The sequence below is a fragment of the Myroides odoratimimus genome, from assembly GCF_030326305.1.
Classification (GTDB): domain Bacteria; phylum Bacteroidota; class Bacteroidia; order Flavobacteriales; family Flavobacteriaceae; genus Flavobacterium; species Flavobacterium odoratimimum_A.
The window spans coordinates 38,259-57,810 of the sequence record NZ_JACAKB010000003.1; the positions used below are offsets into that span (position 1 = coordinate 38,259).

At 33.1% G+C, this 19,552-nt stretch carries 13 protein-coding genes; 11 read left to right on the top strand and 2 right to left on the bottom strand.

Going from position 1 to position 19,552, the window contains the following annotated elements:
• Position 1 precedes the first annotated feature (1 nt).
• From HX049_RS03530 to HX049_RS03575, 10 genes are all read left to right on the top strand, one after another.
• Positions 2 to 2,437, top strand: coding sequence for an ABC transporter permease (locus HX049_RS03530; protein ID WP_286414119.1), 2,436 nt, complete (start codon positions 2 to 4; stop codon positions 2,435 to 2,437).
• A gap of 2 nt (positions 2,438 to 2,439) precedes the next feature.
• Positions 2,440 to 4,869, top strand: coding sequence for an ABC transporter permease (locus HX049_RS03535; RefSeq protein ID WP_286414121.1), 2,430 nt, complete (start codon positions 2,440 to 2,442; stop codon positions 4,867 to 4,869).
• 2 nt (positions 4,870 to 4,871) lie between these two features.
• On the top strand, positions 4,872 to 7,325 hold the full coding sequence (locus HX049_RS03540) for an ABC transporter permease (RefSeq protein ID WP_286414123.1): 2,454 nt from the start codon (positions 4,872 to 4,874) through the stop codon (positions 7,323 to 7,325).
• An 18-nt stretch (positions 7,326 to 7,343) separates the two neighbouring features.
• Complete coding sequence (locus tag HX049_RS03545; RefSeq protein ID WP_286414126.1) at positions 7,344 to 8,174, top strand: GIN domain-containing protein; 831 nt, start codon at positions 7,344 to 7,346, stop codon at positions 8,172 to 8,174.
• A 103-nt stretch (positions 8,175 to 8,277) separates the two neighbouring features.
• Positions 8,278 to 10,704 (top strand): ABC transporter permease, encoded by a 2,427-nt coding sequence (locus HX049_RS03550; protein WP_286414129.1) that lies wholly within the window; start codon positions 8,278 to 8,280, stop codon positions 10,702 to 10,704.
• Complete coding sequence (locus HX049_RS03555; protein ID WP_286414131.1) at positions 10,697 to 11,992, top strand: TolC family protein; 1,296 nt, start codon at positions 10,697 to 10,699, stop codon at positions 11,990 to 11,992. Before HX049_RS03550 ends, HX049_RS03555 begins: the two co-directional genes overlap by 8 nt.
• A gap of 117 nt (positions 11,993 to 12,109) precedes the next feature.
• Entirely contained in the window at positions 12,110 to 13,240 is a 1,131-nt protein-coding gene (locus HX049_RS03560; RefSeq protein ID WP_286414132.1) for an Mrp/NBP35 family ATP-binding protein, read from the top strand.
• 21 nt (positions 13,241 to 13,261) lie between these two features.
• The gene (locus HX049_RS03565; RefSeq protein WP_006259788.1) at positions 13,262 to 13,501 is read left to right on the top strand and encodes a NifU family protein; all 240 of its coding nucleotides are present in this window, start codon (positions 13,262 to 13,264) and stop codon (positions 13,499 to 13,501) included.
• Between the two features lie 118 nt (positions 13,502 to 13,619).
• Positions 13,620 to 14,672 (top strand): NAD(P)/FAD-dependent oxidoreductase, encoded by a 1,053-nt coding sequence (locus HX049_RS03570; protein WP_286414133.1) that lies wholly within the window; start codon positions 13,620 to 13,622, stop codon positions 14,670 to 14,672.
• A 2-nt stretch (positions 14,673 to 14,674) separates the two neighbouring features.
• The gene (locus HX049_RS03575) at positions 14,675 to 15,016 is read left to right on the top strand and encodes a 2Fe-2S iron-sulfur cluster-binding protein (protein ID WP_041894611.1); all 342 of its coding nucleotides are present in this window, start codon (positions 14,675 to 14,677) and stop codon (positions 15,014 to 15,016) included.
• Positions 15,017 to 15,175: 159 nt separating this feature from the next.
• On the opposite strand, the gene HX049_RS03580 is transcribed toward HX049_RS03575, so the two are convergent.
• Together HX049_RS03580 and HX049_RS03585 are read right to left on the bottom strand one after the other, a co-directional pair.
• Positions 15,176 to 15,874, bottom strand: a complete 699-nt coding sequence (locus HX049_RS03580; protein ID WP_286414136.1) for a DedA family protein — start codon at positions 15,872 to 15,874, stop codon at positions 15,176 to 15,178.
• A gap of 20 nt (positions 15,875 to 15,894) precedes the next feature.
• Entirely contained in the window at positions 15,895 to 17,139 is a 1,245-nt protein-coding gene (locus HX049_RS03585; RefSeq protein ID WP_286414137.1) for a dicarboxylate/amino acid:cation symporter, read from the bottom strand.
• Positions 17,140 to 17,444: 305 nt separating this feature from the next.
• On the opposite strand from HX049_RS03585, the gene HX049_RS03590 reads away from it, so the two are divergent.
• Entirely contained in the window at positions 17,445 to 19,346 is a 1,902-nt protein-coding gene (locus HX049_RS03590) for a S9 family peptidase (RefSeq protein ID WP_286414140.1), read from the top strand.
• Positions 19,347 to 19,552: the final 206 nt, after the last annotated feature.

The following is a 19,552-nucleotide window of genomic DNA, read 5'->3' on the forward strand; positions in this document are numbered from 1 at the left end:
GATGTTAAAGAACTGGTTGAAAATATATTGGTACAATACGATGAAGCACAAGATGTATTTCTTGTTTACAGTAGTAGGGTTGGCGATAGGTATTGCGTCAGTTGTGTTAGCATCGTTATACTATCTAGAAGAGTCTAGCTATGATCAATGGAATCCGAATAAGGATGAGGTTTTTGTTTTAGAGACTAAAAGTGATCAGTTTTCTATTGATAGTCAGCCTTTTGGATTAGGATATCTCTTAAAAGAGAATTACCCTATAGTAGAAGACTATATGTATTATAATGGAGTATATTTTCAGACAAATGTAAAAATAGATGAAAAGGAATATGCTATTGAGAAAGTAATATATGCTCAGAAGAATTTCTTTTCTTTTTTTCCTTTTGAGTTTATTTATGGCAATGACAAAACAGCGTTTAATAATCCAAATGATATTGCTATAGAACTAGAATTAGCTGAATTATTATTCGGAAAGAATGTTAATCCATTAGGAGAAGAAATTGAGATAAAGGATGTTAAGTATAGTGTATCTGCTGTCTATAGGATAGGACATGATATAAGAAGTTCTATGAGTCCTAATATTGTAATAGATAAGTTAAGTACTGAAGAGATAGCGTCTAGAGGAGATTGGTTTACAAGTAATTATAATTTAGTAGTTAAAACCAAAGATAAGGAACAGGCTAGGGTAGCTATTGATAATTTATTCTATGAACACTTTTATACTGTTTTAGCAGAGTCTAAAGGAGTTTCTGTAGAAGAATTTGTAGAGACTACTTTTAAAAGCTTCTATGCTAAGAGTTATTTATTACCCTTAAATGGCGCTAGAATGAATGCAATTGGTTATTTTTTTCCTGGAGGGAATACTAATCTATTAATGTTGAAGATCATAGTGGGACTGTCTGTTATGATATTATTACTGTCTGTATTTAATTTTATTAATCTAACATTGTCTCAGTCTCTAAATCGAACTAAAGAAGTGGGAGTGAGAAAGGTTTTAGGTGCAAACAGAGGCTTAATTATTAGTCAAGGACTATTTGAATCTTTTGTAACAACAGGAATAGCTTTATTATTAAGTGTTATTATTTTAGAATTATTAGTGCCGTTCATAAATGTATTTGTTGATACAACGATTGAGTTCTCGTTTTTTAAGTTTATAGGCTTATTATCGAGTGTATTAATAGGTGTTACTCTCTTAGTAGGTATCTTACCAGCACTATATCTCGATAAGATGGATACGTTATCAGCACTTAAAGGTTTTATCTATAAAAGCACTAGCGGAAGAATACTAAAAAACAGTTTTTTAGTATTACAGTTTGTTATTGCTAGTTTTTTTATCACAAGTGGGATATTAATACACCAACAGGTTAATTATATGCTTCATAAAGATCTTGGCTTTAAGGGAGATCAGGTAATAGGTGTGTTATTTGACGAAAATAATCAGTACAATGAGTCATCTGATCGTTTAAGTAAATACTATAATTTTAAAGAAGAACTTCTACAATTAAAAGGAGTGGAGGATGTGTCAACAGCTTCTTCACACTTTGGAAGTAATGCATTATCTAATGTGTTTACTTATCATTCATATCAATCAGAAGAGTTCTTAGTAGAACAAATAGGAATGGATTATAACTACTTTGATTTATATGATATAATGATGAAACAAGGGAGGAATATATCTTCTCAATTTGCTTCAGATAGTATTAATAACATCATTGTCAATGAAGCTTTCGTTAGAGAAATGAAAGAGAAAGAACCTCTTGGGAAGTTTATAGAAGGTAAAGATTTTAAGTATACAATCATAGGTGTGGTAGATGACTATAATAATGAAAGATTAGCAAACGAAGTAAAACCTAAGATTTACTATCACTTTCACACTAATCAAAGGATAAGAAATAACTTTCTGTATGTCTCTATTAAATTAAGTAAAGATAAGATAGAACCTACTCTAGAGGCTGTTGAAAAAATATGGAAGAAATATAATATAGATAGTAAAATTCCTTTTGTATATGAATTTGTGGATCAACGTTATGCAAAAACTTTTGACCGTGTGTTATTAGAGAGAAAAGTATTTAGAGTATTAAATTATACAGTTGTATTCATTGCTTTATTTGGACTGTTTGCTGTATCGTCTTTTACAATAGGAACAAAGTTAAGAGAAGTAGCTATCCGCAAGGTACTTGGCGCTGAGACTTTCGGACTGTTAAGACAGTTGTCATTTCAGTATGTAATCTATTGCTTAGTTGGGTTCGGTATAGCAGTGTTTCCTAGTTATTACTTTTTAAATAAGTGGTTGGAGAATTATGCGTATCGCATAGAGATAGGATGGAGTGTATACGTGTATAGTTTGTTGTTGATTTTAGGATTGACATTATTGATTGTTATCAGTCGTGCTTATAAAGCGACTAGAGTAGATGTATTAAAGTATATCAAATACGAATAGAGATGTTAAAGAACTGGTTAAAGATTTATTGGTACAATACGATGAAGCACAAGATGTATTTCTTGTTGACAGTCATAGGGTTGGCGATAGGATTATCAGCTGTGATTATTTCGTATTTATATTATACTGAAGAAATGTCTTATGATACTTGGCACAAGGATAGTGATCGTGTATTTATGGTAGAGACTAAGTTTAGTGAAGAGGAAAGCTGGCCAATGTTATCTTATCCATTTGGATCTAAATTAAAAGAAATATCTCCTGAAGTAGAAGCATATTCTTATGTAGATAATAGCTATGACGATGGAATGTTAGTTTATAATGGGGAATTGCTTGCTTATACCAAGGCTATTAGCGTACAGTCTAATTTCTTTACTGTATTTCCTTTTGAAATAGTAAGTGGAAGTCAACTACAACCTTTTGATGCTCCAAATCAAGCATATATAAAAGATACATATGTAGAATACTTATTTAAAGATAAAGATCCTATAGGGCAGACTATAGTAATATGGGATGTCTCTTATATAGTAAAAGGAATATTTAAAGAAGCAAATACATTAAGTTCTATCAATCCTAATATCATAATGAATGATTTAGATGAAAGAGAGAAAGAAGCTGTTGAAAAAGAGTATTGGGGAAACTACAACTCTGCTTTATGGATAAAACTAAAAGAAGCTCATTCAAAAGAGATTATAGAAAAAAGGTTACTTGATATATATGATGAGTATGTCATGTTGCCTGAGGCTAATAAAAAAGGTGTATCTGTCGATGAGTATAAAAGAACTAGAGGGGAGCATTCTTTTGGTTTTTATTTACATGATTTAAAGGGACAACGTTTTGTTAAAATTGATGATATAAATGCACTTCCAGAAGGAAAAGCTAATGTTGATAGAATATATATTGCCATAGGTTTATCTGTATTAATCATATTATTATCTGTGTTTAATTATATCAATATTACTACAGTACAGGTGATGAATAGAGGTAAGGAAGTAGGGATGCGTAAAGTTTTTGGTGCAAATCGTTTAAGTCTTATGTATCAAAACTATTTTGAATCAACTATAACGGTACTAATCTCTATAGTATTGTCTTTTGTAATAGTAGAGTTCTCTTTACCTAGTTTAAGAGTTTTTTTTGAGGCACAGTTGAGTTTTAATATACTAGATTTTATATTTCAACTAATCGTGTTCTTGGTATTAGTAGTAGTCTTAGTGGGGACTCTTCCAGCACTCTATATTTCTAGTTTTAAAACAATAGATGTTTTAAAAGAGAATATGAAGAGGAGTAAGAAAGGTGTGTGGTTTAAGAATATATTGCTAACAGTCCAGTTTATTGTTGCTTGTTTTTTTATTATAGGATCTTTTGTTATTTATCAGCAAGTGAGTTATATGTTGAAAAAAGATCTAGGATATAATGCAGATCAAATAGTAGCAGTGAAATACAACTTTAAAAAAGAGGTGACTAATCGGCTAGATGTGTATGAGCGGCTAAAAAAGGATGTATTAAAGTTGAAAAATATAGAAGGTGTAAGTGCTTGCTTATTAGATATTGGGGGATATAGGTATGTGTCTTCAGGCTTTAGTTATAAAGAAAAAGATGTGCAACCTGGTATAGCAGCTATAGATTATGATTTCTTGGAATTATACCAGATTGAAATGAAAGAAGGAAGGATGTTATCAAAGGATTTAGCTAGTGATAGTATCCGGAATGTTTTGATTAATGAGAAAGCAATGTCCTTAATGGGAGAATTACAGCCAATAGGACAAAATATCAAATGGAATGGAGGGGAATATACTATAGTAGGAGTAGTTAAGGATTTTAATCTAGTAGGACTTAGATCAGATTATAGACCATTATTATTTGTTGCACTGTCTAATAATGGATGGGGAAAAGGTATGAAGGAGATGTCTATTAGAATAAAAGCTGATAAGGCAGAGGAAACAATAAAGGCCATTGAAGAGTTATGGAAGAAACATAATATAACCGATTTGCCATTTCAGTATGAATTTGTTGATAAACGTTTTGCACAGAGTTTTGAGCAATCTTTACACGAGCGCAATGTCTTTTTAGTATTGAATTTATTGGTTGCTTTTATTGCTCTTTTTGGATTGTATAGTTTGGCATCATTTACGATTAACTCTAGGTTAAAAGAAGTTGCTATACGCAAAGTACTAGGTGCGAGACCCGAAGATCTGATACAGAGGTTAACAGGACAGTACATTATATTTTGTTTAGTAGGCTTTGGAATAGCTGTATTTCCGAGTTATTACTTCTTGAATAAATGGTTGAGTGATTATGCTTTTAGGATAGAGATGAGTGTATGGCCATTTATATTTTGTTTTGTTATCATTATGATATTGACATTACTAATTGTTATCAGTCGTGCTTATAAAGCGACAAGAGTAGATGTATTAAAATATATTAAATACGAATAGAGATGTTAAAGAACTGGTTGAAAATATATTGGTCTAATGTGTTGAAGAATAAAATTTATTTTATTCTGACATTAGTAAGTTTAGGGGTGGGGTTTGCTTCTGTTATACTGTCTTTTATACATTATAGAGAAGAGGTTTCTTATGATCAAGATAACCCGAATAAGGACAATATCTTCACAGTAGAGTCTATTCTGAATGCAGATACAAGCTGGATGAAGTTGCCTTATCCCTTTGGCTCTAAGCTAAAAGAAGAGTCTTCTCATATCGTTGATTATACGTATATGGACAATTATTATGGGGAAGGAAAAATAGCTATAGGAGGAGTGAAAAGAGAGGTAGAGAAGGTAGGTTTTGTAAAGTCTAACTTTTTTAGCTTTTTTCCATCAGAGATTATAAAAGGAGATAGAAGTAATCCATTTAATGGGCCTAATACTGCAGTGATTGCAGAGGAGTATGCAAAGCAATTGTTTGGAGATGAAGATCCAATAGGTAAAACTGTAGTTTGTTATAAAGAAAACTATGTCATTAGTGCTATTTATAAGTTAAAAGAGAGAAGAAGTTCTGTGATGGCTAACATTCTAGTTAATGCAGTAGATCAGTATGAAAAAGAGGGGATAGAACAATGGGGTAACTATAATTCAACTATTTGGTTAAAGTTAGATGATGCTAAGTATACAGCTGAAGTGGAAGGACTTATAAAAGATATTTTGATTAGGTATGTATATGCGTCATTGGCTCAGGATAAAGGTATGAGTTTAGAGGAGTACATGGTAGAAGAAGAAGGAGTGACCTTGGACGAATTTAGAGCACTAAAGGACAAAGGGTATAAATTACATGTTTTATCAGAACAAAGAATGCAGAAGAGATCTGAATTAAGTGGTACACCTGAAGGGGCAACTAATGTTGGGAGATTGAATATAATTATCGGACTTTCTCTGCTGATATTGATATTATCAGTGTTTAACTATATCAACTTAAGTACTGCTCAGGCAATCAGTCGTACACGAGAAGTAGGAATTAGAAAGACATTAGGTGCGACTAAGAAGAACCTTATTTTTCAAGGGTTATTTGAAGCTTTCATCACATCAGCATTAGCCTGTATCATAGCCTTTGTTTTGATTGAGTTTGTGATGCCGTGGTTAAGGGTTTTTCTCAATTCACAGATGGAAATAGAAGGAGCTTATATATTGCCGTGGTTAGTATTTTTCATTTTGATCATTGTTTTATTAGTGGGTATTACTCCTGCTTTATTTACTGCGAGTTTTAAAACGTTAGAAGTTTTAAAAGGAGAGGTAAATAAGAGTAAGAAAGGTAAGACATTAAAGAACGTTATGTTAGTCGTGCAGTTTACGGTGGCTTGTTTTTTTATGGTGGGTAGTTATATCGTATATGAGCAGGTGACATATATGATGAATAAGGATCTTGGATTTAAGGGAGATCAAGTTGTCATTATTCCTTATTTATATAAAGGACCTCATGGAGAGAAGCTGAATGTTTATCACTCTCTTAAAGAAGAGATAATGACACTAAATGGTGTTGAAGATATTTCGATTGCTTCTATTGGTATCGGTAGTGATTTCGGTAGTTCATCTAGTTTTTTGTATAAGGGCAATAGGGTACAAGGGATCAATGTAGGAATGGACTATAATTATCTAAATACTTTAGATATAAAGCTGAAAGAAGGAAGAAGCTTATCATCTGAATTTTCCACTGATTCTATCTCTAATATATTGATTAGTGAACGTACTGCTTATGAAATGAAAGAAGAGAATCCTATAGGAAAAACTATAGAGTGGAACGATAGAAAATTAACTATAGTGGGAGTCGTTAAAGATTTTAATCTATATAATTTGAAAGCTAGTTATGCTTCTCTTGTTTTCTTTAATTTAAAAACCATTTCATGGGTGGGATTAAATAGCAGACAGATCACAGTCAAAGTTAAAGGAGATAATGTTGAAAAAACTATGAATGAAATAGCAAAGATATGGGAGAGAAGAGATGTTTCAGAAGAGCCTTTTAGTTATGAGTTTTTGGATAAAAAGTATGCAAAGACATTTAATAATGTAAAGAAAGAGAGAGACGTTTTTCTAACGCTTAACGCAATTGTTGTGTTTATCGCCTTATTTGGACTGTATAGCTTGGCTTCTTTTAATATTAATAACCGCTTAAAGGAAGTAGCTATTCGCAAGGTATTGGGGGCTAGTTCATCTAGCTTATTAAAACAACTTTCAGTACAGTATGTAGTGATGTGTCTGGTAGGTTTTGGTATTGCTATATTCCCTGGTTATTATTTCTTAAACAAATGGTTGAGTGATTATGCTTTTAGAATTGATATTAGTGTAGAACCATTTATCATTTGCTTGATTTTGATACTAATATTAACAGGCGTAGTTGTATTCTTAAAGGCGTGGTCAGCGACGAAGATCAATGTACTGAAATATATAAAATATGAATAACCTAAAACAAATTTAAATATGAAAAAAATAGTCATGTTCTTCTTATTAGTAGGAGGAAGTGTGTTCGCACAATCAAAAGAAACACGTCAAGTAAGTGATTTTAAATCTGTAAAAGCTTCTCAAGGAATAGAAGTGAACTTTACTTATGGAGGAACTAAGAGTGTAGTGGTGGAAGTAGAGAAGTCTGAGAATATGAAAGATGTCAAAACGGAAACGACAATTACTGGAGGGTTAGATATCTTCATTGATCAAAAGACCAATAAAAAATGGAAGAATGGTATCAATATAAGAGATTTTGGGAAAGTAGTGGTGACTATAAATAATCCTAGCTTAGAGGAAGTTAGGCTGTCTTCTTCTGCTAAGTTTAACTTATTAAATAAAGCTGTTGCTAAATCATTTGATGTAAAAACTAGTAGTTCAGCTAGATTTAAAGGAGAGTTAGTACAAGCAGATAACTTATCTATAGAGGCAAGTTCTTCTTCTAAAATAGAAGGTAGTTTTGAGGTGACAAAGAAATCATCTGCAAGTGTTAGTTCTTCAGCAAGTGTAAATATTTCATTAAAGACTAAGACTGGAGACTTCGGAGCTAGTAGTTCAGCAAAGTTGAGTTTATCTGGAAATGCTGATTCTGTGAGCGCTTCTGCTTCTAGTAGTGGTTCTATTAAAGGATCTAGCTTCACAACTAAAACGCTAGAAGGTAAAGCTAGTTCGTCTGGTTCTATGGTGTTTAATGTAACTGATGAGGTATCTGGTAGAGCGAGTTCTTCAGGACGTGTTCAATATACAGGAGGAGCTAAGATAGTTAGTTCAAATACTTCGTCTTCAGGACAAGTGAAAAATATAGATTAATTCTTATAGCTTCTAAAATAGTGATAGGTATGCTTATAATGACTATCTATCACTTATCTTAGGATATATGCATTGAGTAGTGTAATTCTTCATCCGAATACTTATGATTAATAATTGGTTTAAATTATACCTGAAACATTTCTGGAAGAATAAGGTGGTTTCTATTCTAAATATTTTAGGGTTAGCTGTTGGTATGACAGCTGTTATACTTGTACTGTTGTTTTGGCATAACGAGCATAGTTATAATCACTGGAATTCTTTTAAAGAGAGAGTTTATGAAGTTGAAGGAACATCAGAGTCTTTCTTTAAAAATTGGTTTCCTGCGCCTGTAGCTAACAATTTAGACAAATTATCAGATATTGTAGAGGCATATAATTTTAGCTTTACATTTGATGATATTTCAAGTGTTGAGGTGGATGGACGTAAGGAATTTCTCTATGATATTGATGAGAAGCAAGCTAATTTTTTTGAGTTCTTTCCTTTCGAGACCATTTATGGTAGTGCAGAAGAGTATAAGACGAATTATAAAGATGCTTTAGCAATAGATATAGATCAATCAGAGCGTTTGTTTGGTAAAGGTATTGATCCAATAGGAAAGACAGTTATATTGGAAAATGGAAAGATATTATCTATTCGTTTTGTTTATCGTATTCCAGGAAATAGTTCAGTTAATTTTAAAGGATTGACTTCATTTGTTACGGAAGATCAGATTGCTAATAATAGAGAGGATAACTGGGGAGATCATAATTACACTCTATTACTAAAGTTAAAAGAAGGCGTTCAGATTAAAGATGTTCAAGAACGTATAAGAGATGTAATTTATGATGATGTCTTTCAGATGTATATGAAGAATAAGACCATGACTTTAGAAGAGGTGAAGAAGAATTTTAGTGATAATATTATACTGAATTTTAATTCATTAGATTCAATTCACTTGAACCCACTTTCAAAAGGCTTAGGAGGAGGAGCAACAGCTTCTAAGGTGTTGAATATAATGATGACATCTTCTGTGTTACTGCTAATGTTGAGTATTATAAATGCAGTTAATTTAGCTTTAGTAAACAGTTTTAAACGTGCAAAAGAAATTGGTATAAGAAAGGCAATTGGTGTTACAAGATGGCAACTATTTCTGCAGTTTATTTTCGAATCTATTATTTGTGTATTAGTAGCTTTAGTAATTGCCTTAGTGTTTGTTGAGATATTTTTACCCTATTTTAATTTGTTGGTTAATAGAACTATATCCTTCCATGTTTGGGTATTTGCTTTGCCTATTTTAGGAATAGTTTTAGGAGTTGTTTTATTATCGGGTACATTACCAAGCTTGTTTTTATTGTCATTTGATACATTAAAAGTGTTGAAAGGAAATTATTTAAGAGGAAAAGCGGGTGTTAGTCTTCGAAATATGTTTCTGATTCTACAATTTGTAATCGCTTTTTTCTTTTTGTCAACGGCTGTTTTTATAGATAAACAGGTAGAACATATTCTTCAAGAGGATTTAGGTTTTGATGGAGATCAGGTTGTTAATATTAATTTTAAGATTAAAGATATCGAGAGGCGAAATAATCTTTACTATGATATTGAGTCTGATTTAAAAAAGATTAAAGGAGTAAAAGAAGTAACACTTCATTCTATGGTTATTGGAGGTGGGTATAGTAGTGCTTCAACGAATAGAATAGGTGAAGCTTCTGTACAAAGTAACAACGTTCCTGTAGGATATGATTTTCTGAAAGTATTTGATGGAGAATTGAAAGAAGGACGTTTTTTTGATCGTAGTTTGGCTACAGATAGTATTAGTAAAGTTGTTGTTAACGAAACATTTAAATCAACTTTTAATTTTTCAGATGGAATATTAGGAAAAAAGATTAAATGGAATGGAAAAGAGTTTGAAGTTATAGGTGTTGTAAAGAATATGAAGGTAGAAGGAGTTAGTCAGAATACTAATCCTGTAACGTATTTTATGCCTAATTCAGCGGATTGGTTTTATCATTTAACAAATCATATAGCGATAAAAATAGACACTAACAATACGCAAACAACCTTAAAAGCTTTAGAAGAGTTTTGGAATAAGAGAATTGATTCTACTTATCCAATACAATACAAATTTGTCAATGAAGACTTTGCTAAAAGTTACCAAAAGACATTATATCAACGTACATTATTTGTGTGTTTGATGGGGGTATCAGTATTTATAGCCTTGTTCGGTTTGATGGCAATCGTTTCTTTTAGTATTGAAAGTAAATTAAAAGAAATTGCTATCCGAAAAGTGCTAGGAGCAAACTCAATTAGTTTGATTCTGAAATTATCTGCGCGTTTTGTTTTGTATTGTTTAATAGGATTTATCATATCTATTTATCCTGTAATTTATGTGATGAATATATGGTTGGAGGACTTTGTTTATCGTATTTCGATTACCGTGTTGCCATTTGTTATCGCTTTTGTAAGCTTAATGCTTTTCTCAATGTTGTTGGTGTTTTGGAAAGCTTGGAAAGCTTCGCGTATTGACGTTTTAAAATATATAAAGTATGAGTAAGAGTTGGTGTTTAGTATTGACTATTTTGTTTAGTGTTGTTGTAGTAGCTCAAGAGCAGTGGACTTTGGAGGACTGCGTAGAAAAAGGAAAAGAGAATAGTTTAAGATTGATGGTATCTGCTTTAGAGACTAAAGTGGCTGAAAGTAGAAAACAAAGTGTGGCTTCTTATTATTTACCCGATATAGGGTTGAATGGAGCACAGTCTTATAATTTTGGTTCAGCTATTGATCCCAATACGAATAGTCGCGTGAGTTCTAATATACAGTCTACAAGAGCTTCATTAGATGCGGGTATTACTTTATTTGATTTTAGTAATTTTATACAATACAAGAACCATAACCTAGCTATTGATTATGCTAAATTAGAGAGTGAAGATGTCTTATTTCAATATCAGACAGCTATTCTTGAGTTGTTTTATGAAATTATTGGTTCACAGTCTTTTTTAGAGATACAACAGCAACAGCTAATTAATAGTAAGGCAAATTTAGAGCGTGTACAGAAAGAAGTAGAGGCTGGTGCAAAACCCAAAAGTGACTTCTATGATATAGAATATATATATCACAGTGAGACCATTAGTATAGAACAAACAGAGAATAGTCTATATAATCAGAAGTTAAAATTGCTTCACTTGTTAAATATAGATAGTATTGAAGCAAGTGATTTTAGTCTGGTACAAAAGGAGGAATATATAGCACAATTAGAAGGATATGAGTTTAACCCAACACTAGAAAAGAATCGATTAAGACAACAGGTTTTAGAACAAGAGAGGAAACTGATTAAGTCGAAGAATTTACCTCGATTAGTCGGAAATTATCAATATGGTTCTTTCTATTCAAAACCCTTTAATAGCGATATAGAATTGCGTACTAATTCTTTCTCTAAACAGATGGGGGATAACAAAAGTCAGTATGTTAGTTTTGGGTTGAGTATACCTGTTTTTCAAGGAGGAAATGTACGTAGACAAGTAAGAGTAAAGAATGAGGAAATTCGCTTAAACACCTTGCGTATAAAGGAAAGTGAAGTTAATCTGAACAATCAGATTGAGGAGTTGAAAACTGAAATTACGCAGCTAGAGAGTATAGCAAAACAGCTTCAAAAAAGCATTGAGTTATCAGAAAAATCATTTAGTACTACACAAGCTAAATATGAGAATGGAAAGGTTGATATTTTCTCATTTAATGCTGCGAAAAATCAATTATTGACCTCTCAATTTGCTTTGATTAAGAATGCCTATAATCGTTCTTTTATGGAACGAAAGCTTAAACTTTTCAATACAAATACACTATAAATATTAGTTATAACATTATTTGTATTTAGAATATATTAACATTAAAAGTTCAAATATTCCTATTATATTTGCGTTAGTCAGAATTTATATTAAATTGTTGAAAACGAATCGCATATAATGAAATTAGATAGAAAAGAAATCCTTAAGGCACTAGAGAGTATCTCTCTAGCTGGAGAAGGAAAGAATATGGTGGAGAGTGGAGCTGTAAGTAATGTAATGACTTTCGGAGACGAAGTAGTAGTAGATTTAGTACTGAGTACACCAGCTTTACACATTAAGAAAAGAGCAGAAGTTGACGTGATGAAAGTAATTCACGATCAAGTATATGACAAGGCGAAAGTAAAAGTAAATATAAAAGTAGAGGCTCCTGAAAAGCCTGAGATTAAAGGGAAAGCTATTCCTGGTATAAAAAACATTGTTGCTATTTCTTCTGGTAAAGGAGGAGTAGGTAAATCTACAGTTACTGCTAACTTAGCTGCTAGTTTAGCTAATATGGGCTTTAAAGTAGGAGTATTAGATGCAGATATTTATGGGCCATCTATGCCAATTATGTTTGACGTAGAAGGAGCTAAACCTATTTCGGTAGAAGTAGATGGACGTTCTAAGATGAAACCTGTATCATCGTATGGAGTAGAGATCCTTTCTATCGGATTCTTTACAAAAGGAGATCAAGCAATAATTTGGAGAGGACCTATGGCAGCAAAGGCATTAAATCAAATGATTTTTGATGCTGATTGGGGTGAATTAGACTTCTTATTATTAGATTTACCTCCAGGTACAGGAGATATTCACTTATCTATTATGCAGTCTCTTCCTATAACGGGAGCTGTAGTAGTATCTACACCACAAGCAGTAGCGCTAGCTGATGCTAAAAAAGGAGTATCAATGTTTATGTCAGAGAGTATCAATGTTCCTGTATTAGGTATCGTTGAGAATATGGCGTACTTTACTCCAGAAGAATTACCTAATAACAAATACTATATCTTCGGTGAGAATGGTGCTAAGAATTTAGCAGCGGACTTAGATGTTCCTTTCTTAGGAGAAGTGCCTATCGTACAGAGTATCCGTGAGGCTGGTGATTATGGTCGTCCAGCAGCGTTACAAAACGATACGATCATCGCAAAAGTATTTGAAGATTTAAGTAGAAATGTAGTAGAACAAGTAGTGCTGAGAAATGAGTCATTACCTGCTACTGAAGCTATCAAAATTACAACGATGGCAGGGTGTTCATCAGTTGCTAAAAAATAAGACTTAATACAAGAAAAATATATGGCATCACAAACTATAAAACAGAATGTAGAAAAGGCGTTAGATGAGATCCGTCCATTTTTACAAGCAGATGGTGGAGATATCACTCTTATTGATATTCAAGATGACAAAGTTGTACAAGTTCGCTTAGAAGGCGCTTGCACAGCTTGTAGTGTTAATCAAATGACCTTAAGTGCTGGAGTAGAGACAACGATTAAAAAGTATGCTCCAGAGATCGAATCTGTAGTTAATGTGGGATAAAAATAACATAGTCAATCTTGAGTGATTTATGCCTTTGCTGGCATTAGTTACTTAAGATTGACTTTTATCATTTTTAATAAATTTCGCAAAGAATAACTTTGCACTAAAGAACTACATCATGATTGAGACCGATATAATAATTATTGGAGCGGGCCCTACTGGTCTGTTCGCTGTATTCGAAGCAGGATTATTAAAACTAAAATGCCATCTTATCGATGGACTTCCACAACCAGGAGGACAATTAACGGAATTGTATCCTAAAAAACCAATCTTTGATATCCCAGGATATCCTAGCGTTGGAGCTGGTGAGCTAGTAGATAATTTAATGGAACAAATAAAGCAGTTTCAACCTGGTTTTACATTAAATGAAGTAGCAGAAAATATTGAGAAGTTAGAAGATGGTACGTTTATCGTTACAACTAACAAAGGGACAAAACATCATGGTAAAGCAGTCGCTATTGCTGGTGGTCTAGGGTCTTTCGAACCTCGTAAACCGGAAATAGAGAATCTTGCATTCTATGAAGATAAAGGAGTAGAATACTTTGTTAAAAAACCAGAGATGTTCGCTGGTAAGAAAATAGTTATCGCTGGTGGTGGTGACTCTGCTCTAGATTGGAGTATTTTCTTAGCAGATGTAGCTGCTGAAGTAAGTCTGGTACACAGACGTAATGAATTCCGCGGAGCATTAGACTCTGTAGAAAAAGTACAGGTTCTTAAAGACCAAGGAAAGATTAATATGTTAACTCCAGGAGAAGTTGTTGAGTTAAAAGGAACAGATAAATTAGAAGCAGTTGTCGTAGATATCTATGGAGAGAAACGCGAAATAGCTTGTGATTATTTTATTCCATTATTTGGTTTAACGCCTAAGTTAGGACCTATTGCAGATTGGGGATTAGAGATTGAGAAGAATGCTATTAAAGTAAATAATGCATTGGATTATCAAACGAATATACCTGGTATTTACGCGATTGGTGATATCAACACTTACCCTGGTAAATTAAAATTAATTCTATGTGGATTCCACGAAGCGACTTTGATGTGTCAGAGTGTATTCAATATGTTGAATCCAGGTAAGAAATTTGTATTAAAATATACTACTGTATCTGGTATCAACGGATTCGATGGTACGCGTAAAGAAGCAGAAAAAGCAGTAGTGAAATCTATAGACTAGTTATGGCTGAGGATATTAAAGTAACCATTATCGATCGCGAAGGTGAGACTCACGTTATAGATGCCCCAACGGATATGGGGATGAATATGATGGAAGTTGTCCGTGCTTATGAACTAGCAGAAGACGGAACATTTGGTATATGTGGAGGTATGTTGATGTGTGCTTCTTGTCAATGCTATATGATTAATGGAGATGAAGTAGAATTACCAGAGAAGGGTGACGAAGAAGATGCTTTGTTAGATTCAGATGCTCGTAATGTTAAACCTACTAGTAGACTAAGTTGTCAGATACCTGTAGATGAGAGAGTAGAAGGATTAGTCTTCGAAATCGCACCGATAGGATAGAATAGAGATTTAATATATCTTAATAAAATAAGGCTTGTATCATAGATACAAGCCTTATTTTATGGTTTCATGTTAAGAGATCTTTTCTTATTAAAAGTAGCTGTAAAGGATTAAAAAAAGGAAGTAAAGTAGAACGTACTTTACTTCCTTTTTTATTTATTATATCTCTTCACTTTCTTCTTTATTATTCTTCTTGCTTTTGATCACTTTCATTACGATAGGTAATGTAGTAACTAGTACTAAGAATAAGATAATGTATTCAATGTAGTGTTTTAAGTCTATATCATAGCTGTCTAACAACCATACTTGTAGGTAATGACCTGCAAAGATTAGTGTAGTAGCCCATAAGAAAGAACTTATAACATTGTATAACATGAATCTTTTAATATCCATGTGTACAATACCAGCAATAATAGGAGCGAATGTTCTTACTACTGGTAAGAAACGTGCAAATATAATTGCTCTTCCTCCATGTCTCTCGAAGAACACTTTAGATTCGTACAAGTATTTCTTCTTGTATATAAAGTTGTCTTTTACATTGTAGAGGTAGTTACCACTCTTTTTACCAAACCAATATCCAAAACTGTTACCGAGGATACCTGCCAAGGCAACTAGAGTAGATAATAAGGCTACATTTAAGAAGTCACTTTCTATCGGTACTACTTCAGCCATTAGGGCTGTACTGTATATACCTGATAAGAATAATAAGCTATCTCCTGGTAAAAAGAAACCTGCGAATAAGCCTGTCTCTGCAAATACAATAAATAATACGACATATATACCTATTGAATGTCCTGCTATCTGTAAGTTTATATAGAATTCAGGGTTTATAAGTTGTGCTATTGAAAATTCGTCCATAGTGTTTTATGTTCTGTAATCTAACTTAATTGTTTAGTTTGTTCATTATTTGTTTCAAATTTATCTATTGCAGCAGTTGATAAAGCATTTCCTAATACATTAGTCATACTTCTTCCCATATCACAGAAGTGATCAATCGGTAAAATAAACGCAATTCCTTCTGGAGGGATATTAAACATAGCACAGGTAGCTACGATAACGATTAGCGATGCACGAGGTACACCAGCTACACCCTTACTCGTAACCATAAGTACTAACAACATCAGGATTTGATCTGCTAGACTCATGTGTACATCATATATCTGAGCAATGAAGATAGAAGCGAATGTTAGATACATCATACTTCCATCTAGATTAAATGAGTAGCCCAAAGGTAAGGTAAATGATACGATTTTTGGCGAACAACCATAAGCTTTTAATTGCTCTACTAATTTTGGAAATACAGCTTCACTACTTGTTGTAGAGAATGCTATTAATAGAGGTTCTTTGATGGCTTTTAATAGTCTCCATACATCTTTACCTATGATTAGATATCCTACTAAGATTAAGACAGCCCATAAGATAGCTAATCCTGCTGCGAATGCTAGTAAGTATTTACCATACGTTAAGAAAATAGAAAGGCCATAGAGTGCCACTGCACTAGCAATAGCCCCTAATACACCTAGAGGAGCAGTCCACATGATATAGGTTACCATCTTTAAGACTACCTCTGATATTTTGTCAAATAATTTGATTACTGATTTTCCTTTCTTCCCTAATGTAGATAGTGCGATTCCAAAGAATACAGAGAATACTACTATCTGCAGAATTTCATTATGAGCAAAGGCTTCGAATATACTTTTTGGAATTAAGTGCTCTACGAATGATTGTAGGCTTAATGAGTCTGTTTTAGACAATAAGTCATTTGCTCCAGAGACATTGTTTAAATCAAAGTTAGCCCCTACACCCGGTTTGAACCAGTTCACTAATACTAAACCTATCGTTAAAGAGACTAATGAAGCTGAGATAAACCACCCCATAGCTTTAGCACCTACACGGCCTACCATACTCATATCTCCCATTTTGGCAATACCTACTACAAGAGTACAGAATACTAGTGGAGCAATAATCATCTGTACTAAACGGATGAAAATAGTACCTAGTAATTTAATGTTTTCTGCGAATCCTAATTTGTATTCTGGGAATGAATAATGATAAATACTTCCTACGATTACACCAAGTACTAGCGCAATGATGATCGCTATAAAAAGTTTATTGTTTTTCATGTAAATCAAATTTGAGCGTGAAAATACCTCTTTTTTTTTCAAATCAAGACGATTTAAAAAAAAAATAACGTACTATAATGATGTGAAATTCAATTATTATCGTTTAGGTTGTTTTTTTTACTTTTTTATTATCAATAATACTATTAATTAAATGTACAGTCAGTATTATAGAAGTGCATTGTTTATAAGAGTACACTATTTATTGTTGTTTGTATAAGAAAGAATGTCTAGACTAAGAGAATTAGTTAACTTTTGAACAAAATCAAAAGAAAAGCCTATTTTTACGCTTTAATAAAACCCTAACAATGAAAAAAATATTCTTATTTGCTTTAAGCTTAGCGAGTTTAGCTGCTTTTTCTCAAGAAGTAATGACTAAAGAGCTTTTGTGGAAATTAGGTAGAGTAAGTCCAGTAGGAGTTACTAAGGATGGTAAAAACTTAATCTACAAAGTAAGCCACGCTAATATGACAGAAGATAAGTTTGATTCTAAGACTTATCAAATTCCTGTAACTGGAGGTACTCCTGTTGAAATTAAGGAATACAAACACTTGCTTAATGATAAAAACATTTCTCCTGATGGAAAATTAGTTTTATTTGATGAGGCTGTAAAAATCAATAAAGTATTAGGTAAAGACCTATATCCTGCGATGGAGAAGTCTGATGCATATGTATATGATGGATTAGATTATAGACATTGGGATACGTGGAACGATGGTACACATAACCACGTATTATATGCTCCTATAGATAATAAAGACGCTAAGATAGATATCTTAGGTAACGAACCTTATGATTCGCCACAGAAGCCATTCGGTGGAGACGAAGACTATGTGTGGACTCCTGATGGTAAAGGTATCGTATACGTGTCTAAAAAGAAATTCGGTACTGAGTACGCTACAAGTACGAATACTGACTTATACTTATACGACTTAGCTACTAAACAAACTAAGAACTTAACAGAAGAAAATAAAGGATACGATACACATCCTACATACTCTCCAGAAGGACACCTAACTTGGTTACAGATGAAGCGTGATGGTTATGAGGCTGATAAGAATGATATCATTGTAGACTATAATGGAATCAAAATGAACCTTACTGCAGGATGGGACGGTACTGTAGATAGTTACAGATGGAGTAAAGATGGTAAGAAGATTTACTTTATCGCAGCTGTAGGAGGTACTGTACAGTTGTTCGAAGTGAACTTCCCTGGTAGAACACGTATCGCTATTAATGTGAGACAAATCACTGATGGTAACTTTGATGTGACGAGTATCGTAGATGTGACAGGAGATGTAGCGCTAGTGACTCGTACAGACTTTAACCATGCTTCTGAGGTATATGCTTATAATATGGCTAAGAAGACTTGGAATCAAGTGACTAAAGTGAATAATGATGCTTATTCTAAGATTGCATTGAGCAAGAGTGAGAAGAGAATCGTGAAGACTGTGGACGGTAAAGATATGGTTACTTGGGTAGTGTATCCACCTAACTTTGATCCAAACAAAAAATATCCAACGTTATTATATGCACAAGGAGGACCGCAGTCAGCATTGTCTCAGTTCTATTCTTTCCGTTGGAACTTCCAGTTAATGGCTGCAGAGGGATACATTATAGTAGCTCCTAACCGTAGAGGGATGCCAGGACACGGTGTAGAGTGGAATGAAGCGATCTCTAAAGACTGGGCTGGAAAACCAATGCAAGACTACTTAGCAGCTATCGATGACGTAGCTAAAGAGAAATATGTAGATAGAGATAGATTAGGAGCTGTTGGAGCTAGTTATGGTGGATATTCAGTATTCTACTTAGCAGGTATCCATGAGAACCGTTTCAAATCGTTTATTTCACACTGTGGAGTATTTGATTTAGTAAGTATGTATGGTACTACAGAAGAGGTATTCTTCCCTAACTTTGATACAGGTGGAGCATATTGGGAAAAAGATAATAAAGATGCTCAGAACGCATATACTAACTTTAACCCGATTAATAATGTAGATAAGTGGAATACACCTATCTTAATTATCCAAGGCGGTAAAGACTACCGTGTGCCAATTGGACAAGGACAAGAAGCGTTCCAAGCTGCTCAATTAAGAGGAGTGAAAAGTAGATTCTTATATTTACCTGATGAAAATCACTGGGTGGTAAGACCACAAAATGCACAAGTATGGCAAGGTGAATTCTTCCGTTGGTTGAAAGAAACGTTGTAATATATAGTACACTAATAGTTAAAAACAGTGTATCTCTGATATCTGAGATACACTGTTTTTTTATGTCAATATTTTTATTTTATCGTTTTGGTGTAATTGTTTTATTTGTGTTAAAAAGAACTTTTAAATATGGTAATTAGTGTAAATGAGAGGTTATTCCTGTGATAAAAATGGAATAATTATTTCATCTGTCTAAAGTAGATGTT